Annotated in this window: 4 protein-coding genes and 2 tRNA genes; all 6 read right to left on the bottom strand. The window is 64.2% G+C overall.

The window, feature by feature from the left end:
- Position 1: 1 nt before the first annotated feature.
- Positions 2–74, bottom strand: a tRNA-Asn gene (locus RQH14_RS17230).
- Between the two features lie 116 nt (positions 75–190).
- Positions 191–263, bottom strand: a tRNA-Asn gene (locus RQH14_RS17225).
- Between the two features lie 53 nt (positions 264–316).
- Positions 317–2,206 (bottom strand): DNA primase, encoded by a 1,890-nt coding sequence (gene dnaG / locus RQH14_RS17220; protein WP_311214368.1) that lies wholly within the window; start codon positions 2,204–2,206, stop codon positions 317–319.
- A 59-nt stretch (positions 2,207–2,265) separates the two neighbouring features.
- Entirely contained in the window at positions 2,266–3,582 is a 1,317-nt protein-coding gene (locus RQH14_RS17215) for a deoxyguanosinetriphosphate triphosphohydrolase (protein ID WP_311214367.1), read from the bottom strand.
- Positions 3,583–3,646: 64 nt separating this feature from the next.
- Positions 3,647–4,828, bottom strand: coding sequence for a tRNA dihydrouridine synthase DusB (dusB, locus tag RQH14_RS17210; protein ID WP_311214366.1), 1,182 nt, complete (start codon positions 4,826–4,828; stop codon positions 3,647–3,649).
- Between the two features lie 114 nt (positions 4,829–4,942).
- Positions 4,943–6,451: a YibE/F family protein gene (locus RQH14_RS17205; protein WP_311214365.1), complete on the bottom strand. Its 1,509-nt coding sequence runs from the start codon at positions 6,449–6,451 to the stop codon at positions 4,943–4,945.
- Positions 6,452–6,577: the final 126 nt, after the last annotated feature.

The raw sequence follows: 6,577 nt of genomic DNA, 5'->3' as shown, positions 1-6,577 counted from the left end.
GCTCCTCCGACTGGACTTGAACCAGTAACCCTTCGATTAACAGTCGAATGCTCTGCCAATTGAGCTACGGAGGAATGAAGCGGTTATGACTTTAGCAAAGGTTCTACCGGAATGCGAAATCGACTCCGGATACCCCTCGGGGGTATAAAAATACCCCCGTTCCGAAAGCTCGGAACGGGGGTATTGTGCGCTCCTCCGACTGGACTTGAACCAGTAACCCTTCGATTAACAGTCGAATGCTCTGCCAATTGAGCTACGGAGGAATGAAGCGGTTACTAGCTTAACAGGGGCCCGCCGGAAAACGAAATCGAGGTTCTCAGCCGTCCGATCGCAAAGATCGGCGCTCCATTTCCAGCAACATCAACTCACGGTTCAACCGCTGGAATTCCTCCGGATTGGCTCCTGCATCCAGGCGTTGCAGCTGGCCCATCTTGTCTGCTTTGATACGGGTGATCTGCAGCTCGAAGAGACGGGCCAGGATGTCGCGGCAGTACCGCTGCATGGCCTCCGGTGTACTGGCGGGCAAGGGCGTCACGGCCAACTCGGACACCAAGGGCCGCAAAGGCTCGGGAACTTCCTGGCGCACTTGCTCCACCCACGCCACCGGATCAGCCGCATGGGCAAGTCCGGCAGCCCGCACGGCCGTGTGGACCGCCGCATACGCGGGGGTGGCGAAGTGCGAGGCCTCGAAACGCTCCCATGCTCCCCCGCCCAGCACCCCCGGTTCCTGGAGGACAACCTCCAGCGCCTGACGTTCCATACCGGCGATGGGATCCCTGGGATCGGGCCGTTGAAAGACAGGACTGTTCGACGGCGGTGCTGCCGCGGCCGATTGCCCGCCCGGGCCGGCCGGAGCTGAGGCGCTGCCGCCGGATGCTGCGCGCTTGGCGGCCGCCCCGACGTAGCTGCTGACTTCCTCGATGGGCATCCCCAGCCAGCCGGCCAGGTTGCGCGTGTAGCCGGGCCTCGTGGCGGAATCCCTGATCTGGGCCACCACGGGGGCAGCTTCGCGCAGTGCCGCCACGCGGCCTTCCACCGTGTCCAGGTTGTGCCGCCGAAGCGTAGCCCGGATGGCGAACTCAAAGAGGGGCTTCCGGGTACCGATCAGATCGCGCACAGCGGCGTCGCCCTTGAGCTGGCGAAGATCGCAAGGATCCGCGCCGGAAGGTTCCACGGCGACGTACGTCTGGGCCGTGAATCGCTGGTCTTCCTCGAACGCCCTCAGGGCGGCCTTCTGTCCTGCGGCGTCTCCGTCGAAGGTGAAGATGACCTCGCCGCCGCTGCCGTCGTCCGAAAGGAGCCTCCGGGCTACCTTGATGTGTTCGGTGCCGAACGCAGTACCGCAGGTGGCTACCGCCGTCGTTACTCCTGCGAGGTGGCAGGCCATGACGTCCGTGTACCCTTCCACCACCACCAGTTGCCGTTCCTTGGCGATGTTCCGTTTGGCGATGTCGATCCCGTAGAGGACCTGGGACTTTTTGTAGAGCGTGGTTTCCGGGGTGTTCAGGTACTTGGGGCCCTGATCGTCCTCGTAGAGCTTGCGGGCGCCGAATCCGATGGTGTCCCCCGCGATGTCGCGGATGGGCCAGATGAGCCTTCCCCGGAAGCGGTCGTAGATGCCCCGGTTTCCTTCGGAGAACATCCCTGTGAGTTTCAACTCAGCATCCGTGAACCCGCGTCCGCGGAGGTGCTTCAGCAATGCGTCCCATCCTTGGGGCGCATATCCCACGCCAAAATGCTCGGCAGCGGCGCGGTCGAAACCGCGGCCATCGAGGAAATTGCGCCCTTCGGCCGCGCCGGGGGTCAGCAGCTGGGCGCGGAAGAACTCGTCGGCGATCTTGTGGGCGTCCAACAAACGCTGGCGCTTGCCCACTTCCTCGCGGCTGGGACCGGTGCCGCCGTCCTCGTAACGCAGCTCGTAGCCGATCCTGGCGGCCAGCTTCTCAACAGCCTCGTGGAAGGAGCTGTGGTCCATCTTCTGGACGAAGGAGATGGCATCACCGTCCTCGCCGCAGCCGAAGCAGTGGTACCGGCCCACCTGCGGGCGAACAGTGAAGGAGGGCGAGCGTTCGTCGTGGAAGGGGCACAGGCCCTTGAAACTGCCCAGCCCGGCGCCCTTGAGCGTGACGTAACCGTCAACGACTTCCTTGATATCCGTGCGCTGGCGTACTTCGTCGATATCTTCACGTTTGATCAGGCCAGCCACGTCACCATCCTAGTCGCTTGCCCCCGGAGTCCCCGCCGTTAACGTCAGCGGCTGCAGAGTTACCAGAGTGACGGAAGGCTGCCCACGAGGCGTTCGTACACGGCCAGTGCGGAGACGTCCGTCAGCGATGCGACCTGGTCAATCACCACACGCAACCGGGCACCGTCGTCGGCGGCGTCACGCCAATCCGCGGCGAACATCGGCTCCAGGTGGCGGTCGCCGGAGGCGTTCAAGACACCCACGAGCGCGTGCAGCACTTCGCGCTGGCGTTCGTAAACGGGCTGGCGGTGGTCGGTGGAGATGACAAACGTGGTGGCCAAGCCCTTGAGCACCGCGATTTCAGTGACGGTGTCCTCGGGAACCATGAGCTCTGCGTCATAGCGGGTCAGGTTGGCCGGGCCAAAGTGCGCCCGCGTGGTTTCCATGGCGCTGTGGCAGAACCGGCCGATCAACTGGCTGGTCATATCCTTCAGGGCGGCCATCGACTTCCGGCTGCCATCGGCCTCGCGGACCCAGACCTTGGTGGCCTCCAGCCGGGCCAGGGCGGCATCGATTTCGGCGGGGTCGTTGTGCGGCAGGTACCACTGCTTGGTGTAGCCCACCACACGTGCCCGGTGGTCCGGGTTTTCCATCCACTTGAGCTGGAAATGGCCTGCGACGATCGCGTCCTCGACGTCGTGGACCGAGTACGAAATGTCGTCTGCGAGGTCCATCACCTGGGCCTCGATGCAGGAGCGGTTCCCAGGGGCGCCCTCGCGCAGCCATTCGAAAACCGGAAGATCGTCCTCGTAGGCGCCGAACTTGCTGGTGCGTTGGCCATGGATGACGGGAGCGTCGACGGCGGACCACGGGTATTTGGACGCGGCGTCGAGGCTGGCGCGGGTCAGGTTGAGCCCTGCCGGCCTGCCGTCCTCGGCGAGAACCTTCGGTTCAAGCCGGGTCAGCAGCCTCAGTGTCTGGGCGTTGCCTTCAAAGCCGCCGATGGTGTGGGCAACCTCATTCAGCGCGGACTCGCCGTTGTGGCCGAAAGGCGGGTGGCCGAGGTCGTGGCTCAGGCACGCGGTGTCCACCACATCCGGATCGCAGCCAAGGGAACGACCCAGCTCACGGCCCACCTGGGCCACTTCCAGGCTGTGGGTCAGCCTGGTTCGGACAAAGTCATCCGTGTCCGGGGCAACGACCTGTGTTTTTGCACCGAGCCTGCGCAGGGCCGACGAGTGCAGGACCCTGGCGCGGTCCCGTTCAAAATCGGAGCGATAGTTGCTCTTGCGCGGCTCTTCAACCCACCGCGCGGAATCTGCCTCGGCGTAACCGGGGATGGCCAGCACAAAATCGTGGGCCGTCCCGTCGTGGCCAAGTATCGCTTCGGTTCCCATGGGTATCTGCCTCCTTCAAGCGCCGGGGTGTGGAGCTTCTTGAGTCAGTCTTACACGTGTGAGGCTAGCCGCCCGAAACGTCCAGCTCCGCGGCCGAGATATCCGCGCTCTGTTCAGCGTTCAGCTGACGGCTCACCAGCCAGTCTTTCGGCAACGCCGGCTTCTTGGGCGAACCCGCACGACCCCTGGGACCTTCTGAATCGACACCCGGGTAAGGCGAGTCCATGTCCAGTTCTTCTAGGTATTCGCGCAGCACCTCAAGGGTGGGGACCGTAGCCAGTTTGGCGCGAAGCTCGCCGCCCACCACGTAGCCCTTGAAATACCAGGCCATGTGCTTGCGGATTTCGCGGAGCGCCTTGTATTCGTCATTGCCGAAGGTCTCCACCATGAGCTCGGCGTGCCGGTAAACCCCTTCAGCCACTTCACGGAGTCCGGGACGGTGCCGCTGGTCGCTGCCTTCGAAGGCTGCCTGGAGGTCACCGAACAGCCAGGGGCGGCCCTGGCAGCCGCGGCCAACCACCACGCCATCCACCCCGGTCTCCCGCACCATGCGGACGGCATCCTCGGCGGACCAGATATCTCCGTTGCCCAGCACCGGGATATCCGGAAGCGCTTCGCGGAGACGGGCGATGGCAGACCAGTCGGCCTGCCCGGAGTAGAACTGTGCGGCCGTGCGTCCGTGGAGGGCGACGGCGGCCACGCCTGCGTCGCGGGCTATGCGGCCGGCGTCGAGGTACGTCAGGTGGTCCTCGTCGATGCCCTTGCGCATCTTGATGGTCAGCGGGATACCGCCCTTGGACGCTTCCTTGACCGCCGTTTGCACGATGGACGTGAAGAGATCGATCTTCCACGGGAGCGCCGAGCCGCCACCGCGCCGGGTGACTTTGGGCACGGGGCAGCCGAAGTTCAGGTCGATGTGATCCGCGCGGTCCTCTTCGACGAGCATCCGCACCGCGGCACCCACCGTCACCGGATCCACACCGTAGAGCTGCACGGAACGGACTTTCTCGTCCTCATCGTGGGAGATGATGCGCAACGATTCCGGCGTCCGTTCCACCAGGGCACGGGAAGTGACCATCTCGGCCACGTACATGCCGCCACCGTATTCACGGCAGAGCCTGCGGAAGGCCGAGTTGGTGATGCCCGCCATGGGGGCGAGGATTACCGGGGTGTCCACGGTAATCCCGCCGAGCTTCAACGGCGGGAGCTCGAGCTTTGGTGCGGGGGGCGTTGCTACAACAGTCACCCATCCATTGTTGCAAATATGGGCAAATCGGCGGACAGCCCGCCCCGAACCCTGCCTTGTTCGCCCAGGTGTGCGCAATACGACGGGTCGGACGAACAGGAGCCGGGCTGGGTGCTACGTAGCGTCGTCGCTCGTATCTCCGCGCCGCTCCGCTTCCCGCTGGGCGCGGCGGCTCCCCGGACGCGCAGGCTGGCCGGGAGCGTCAAGGCTTGGACCGGCGTCGTGAGGGTCCTGCGTCTTTTGCTTGTCCTGGCGAGCGGAACCCACGACGGCGGCGGCTGCTGCCAGCGCGCCGGTATCGTTCAGCTCGTCGGCAGTCACTGACGGCCCGTCCGCGTTGGCGAGGCGCTTCATGCCGGTGGCTTTGACCACCAGGACGGCAATCAGCGTGGTGACGGGGATGGCCAGAACCAGGCCGATGGATCCCACCAGGGTCCGGATGACTTCCTCGGACAATTCGGCGCTGGTCAGTGCTTCGTCCAGCGGGCGGTCGTACAGCATCACGATGATGAGGATCGGCAGGGCGGCGCCGGCGTAGGCAAAAGCGATGGTGTACACCGTGGAGGCGATGTGGTCCCGACCGATTCTCATGGCCGAGGTGAACAGCTTGCGGGCCGTGGTGTTGGGCGCCAGTTCATACAGTTCCCACACGGCAGATGACTGGGTGATGGTGACGTCGTTGAGCACGCCAAGGCCGGAAATGATGAGGCCGCAAAGGATGATCCCGGAGATCGAGATCTGGGGTGACATGTTCACCAGCGTGGAGGCATCGTGGTTTCCCACGCCGGCCAGGTTGGCGGCGTCGGTAGCCCAGGCCGCCAAAAGTGCGGTAATGCTGAGCCCAAAAATGGTGCCCAGCAATGCCGTGGATGTTCGCGCCGAGAATCCGTGCGCGAAGTACAGGACCCCGATCATGATCACCGTGGACCCCACCAACGCCAGCAGCAGCGGTGGTTTGCCCTCCACCAAGCCCGGCAGGATGAAGCTCACCAGGACGAAGTAGGCGCCCACCAGGCCAAGCAACGCCCGGAAGCCACGCCAGCGGGCCACAGCAATGACCACCGCTGCGTACAAGACAGCCAGGATGGCGATAGGGATGCTTCGGACGAAGTCGACGAAGACGTAGGCCGGAGCCCCGCTGCCCGCACTGGCGCCTTGGGCTGCGGAGAGGTTCAGGTACCTGATGGAATCCCCCACGTCCACACCATGGGACATGGCAACGTCAGGGTTGATGACCACCTTGACCACGTCTCCACCCTTGTCCGGCTCGGTGAATGCGAAGGTGCACTGCGAACCGCCGGCCTGCCCACCTTGGTTGGGATCGGTTTGACCGGCGTTGGGCTGCCCAGTGCCCGTTTGGCCGGTTTGCGTGCAGCTTTCCACCACCACGCTCTGGATTTTCCCGGTATCGAAAGTAACGCCCGGGGCAGCCTGGTACGGGCTCGAGAACGTGATTCCCTCCCGGCTTCCGGAAGGCCACATGACCATCATGGCCACGAGCGTCAGGACGCCCAACGGAACCAGTATGGCCGCCAGAATCCAGTTGGCCCTTTTCCGCGAGGCAAGGGCCTGCGGCGTTGGCTCGGAACTTTCAGAATGTCCGTGGGAGTGACCGTGGCCCATCAGCAGCAAAACCTCATGCCCTTAACCCTACGCGGGACCAGGCCCACCGCAGAGTTCGGCCTTAAAGCAAAAGATCCCGTGCAGCCCGCAGGAAGCAGGCAGCACGGGAACCCGCGTGTAAATACT

The sequence above is a fragment of the Arthrobacter sp. WCS2018Hpa-7 genome (assembly GCF_031843805.1).
In the GTDB taxonomy this organism is placed as follows: Bacteria; Actinomycetota; Actinomycetes; order Actinomycetales; family Micrococcaceae; genus Arthrobacter.
This window is presented reverse-complemented; position numbering and strand designations above follow the sequence as displayed.